Consider the following 2,428-nt stretch of genomic DNA (forward strand, 5'->3'; position numbering starts at 1 on the left):
AGCGTCGGCGGCTCGCTTGGTTTATCCGACCGTGGCGGGGGCCCGCCCGGGGGCCCCCCCAACCGCCCCCCCGGCGGGGCCCGCCCGGCCCGGGGCGCTCCCGGTGACCGCTCAGACCCGGCAGGCCGTCTCCAGCCAGACGTCCCCGAGCGACTCCTCCAGCGGCACCTGTGTCCGCCAGCCGAGACGGTCCCGGGCGGTGCGCACGTCCGCCTGCCGCCACGGCACCGGCTCCCCCGTCGCGACCCGGCCCTCCGGCCGGTGGCCCTCCACCCGGTGGCCCGGCAGGTGGTGGCCGGGCAGGTGGTCGCCGACCGGGCCGCCGGCCTGCGCGGGCAGCAGGACCTGCCGGTTCTCCTCGACGATCGCCCCCTCGAAGCCGGACGCCCGGACCAGCAGCTGGGCCGCGTCCCGGGCCCGGACGGCGTGCCCGCTGCCGATGTTGACCACCCCGGTGGCGGCCGACACCGCCGCCGCCTGGATCGCCCGCGCGACGTCCCGCACGTCCACGAAATCCCGGTATCCGGACAGGTCCGGCATCCGCACCTGGGACTCGTCCCGCTCCAGAGCCCGCCGCAGCCCCTCCGCGAGCCGCCCGAACAGCGAGGCGGTCGGCGCCCCCGGGCCCACCACGTCGAACACCCGCAGCACCGCCGCGTCCAGGCCCGACGCCAGCACCAGCTCCGTCCCGGCCAGCTTGGACACCCCGTACGGGCCGACCGGCCGCGGCTCGGCCTGCTCCGACACCGGCACCCCGCCCGGCACCGGGCCGTACTCGGCGGCCGAGCCGACGTGCACCAGCCGGGCCGGCTCCCGGCTGCGCCGGATCGCCTCGCAGACGGTGGCGACGGCCAGCGTGTTCGACCGGATCAGGGTGCGCGAGCTGCCGTAGGTGGCGCCCGCGCAGTTGATCACCACCTGCGGCGCGACCGCGTCCAGGAACCGGGCCAGCGCGCCCGGGCTTCCGGTGGTCAGGTCGAAGCGGATGTCGGCCGAGTCGCGCCGGCCGAGCACCGTCACCTGCAACTCCTGGTCCATGAGCAGACGATCGGTGACCCGGCGGCCGATGAAACCGTCGGCGCCCAGCAGCAGCACCCTCATCGGGGGCGTCCTTCCACGAAGCGAGGTCGGGGACGACCTGGCGGACTGAAATCAAGAGCGGACTGAGTGAGAGCAACGAGAAGGGGGCGGCACCCGGGGCCGCACCGGCGGGCGGGGCTCAGCGGTGCGAACCGGCCCGGCCGAGCACGGCCCAGGCGTACGCCAGCAGCACCGCGGCGACCGCGCCGCCGCCGATCAGCCCGGCCGTCGGCCCGGAGCGGCCCAGGGCGAGCAGCCCGAGCGCCACGGCGGGCCCGGCCAGCGCCCCCGCCGCCGCGGCCGTCGTCCGGCCGCAGCGGGCCAGCAGCGCGGGCAGCACCAGCAGCAGGCCCAGCACGCCCTGCGCCGCCCACTGCGCGGCGCCGGCCCGTTCGGCCGCCAGGTGCAGCAGGCCCCCGCCGTGGCCCGGCCCGGGGCGCGGCGCGAGGACGGTCAGCACCGCCAGCGCGGCGAAGGTCAGCACCGCGAGCACCGCCAGGTGCAGGGCGACCGCCACCGGGAGCACCGGCCGCATCCGGGACCGGAACTCGGCCAGCGTGGCCGCCGCGCCGAGATGGCCGCGGCCGACCTGCCGGTACCAGCGGGCCGCCCGCTCGGCCGACCCGGCCGACACCGCCCCGGCCAGCACCAGCGCGGCGGTCAGCCGCCGGTCCCCGTCCGCCGCGGCCAGCGGGAGCAGCAGCAGCGCGGCCAGGCCCAGCCCGTACCCCAGCGCCGCCGGGCGCCACCGGGAGCCGGCCCGCCGCGGCGCCCGCGCCGGGCCCAGCCCGTCCACCGCGCGGCAGGGGCCGGTGCACGGCGGCCCGGGCTCGGCGGCGGGGTCCGCGGCCAGGGCGGGCACCAGCACCAGCGGGACGGCGGCCGGCAGCAGCACCGGCCAGCGGGCGCCGAGCGCGACCACGGCCGCGCAGGGCAGCGCGGCCAGCGCGGCGGCGGTCAGCGTCGCCCGGGTCGCGGCGGCGCACTCCCGGCCCGGCGGCGGCTCCGGCGGGGGCGGGCGGCGGGGCACCCGCGCGTACAGCTCCTCGGCGAGCGAGAACAGGTCGGCGTGCCGGCAGCGTGCGGCGGCCTGCGGGCCGAGCCCGGCCTCCTCCAGTCCGGCGGCGATCTCCAGCGGGTCGACGGCCCGCTCGCACAGCGCCCGGTGCTCGGCCATCACCTCGCGCACCGGGTCCCCCACCGGGCTCCCGGGGCCGCCCGGCGCCGCGCCGCCCGCCATCAGACGGCCTCCGCGAGGGCGCCGGGGCGCTCTTGCGCGCCGGCGTCGCCGCCCTCGTCCTCCGACCGCTCGGACCGGGCCGGCCGGGCGCCGTGGGGGCCGTCGGGG

General features: G+C 80.3%; 2 protein-coding genes. Both read right to left on the reverse strand.

Annotated features, from left to right (window positions below; translation table 11 throughout):
- Positions 1-111 precede the first annotated feature (111 nt).
- On the reverse strand, positions 112-1,101 hold the full coding sequence (locus ACFV6I_RS39080; RefSeq protein WP_380431010.1) for an NAD-dependent epimerase/dehydratase family protein: 990 nt from the start codon (positions 1,099-1,101) through the stop codon (positions 112-114).
- Positions 1,102-1,219: 118 nt separating this feature from the next.
- Positions 1,220-2,320, reverse strand: coding sequence for a hypothetical protein (locus tag ACFV6I_RS39085; protein WP_380431012.1), 1,101 nt, complete (start codon positions 2,318-2,320; stop codon positions 1,220-1,222).
- Positions 2,321-2,428 lie beyond the last annotated feature (108 nt).

It is taken from the genome of Kitasatospora sp. NPDC059803 (genome assembly GCF_042732255.1).
GTDB lineage: Bacteria > Actinomycetota > Actinomycetes > Streptomycetales > Streptomycetaceae > Kitasatospora.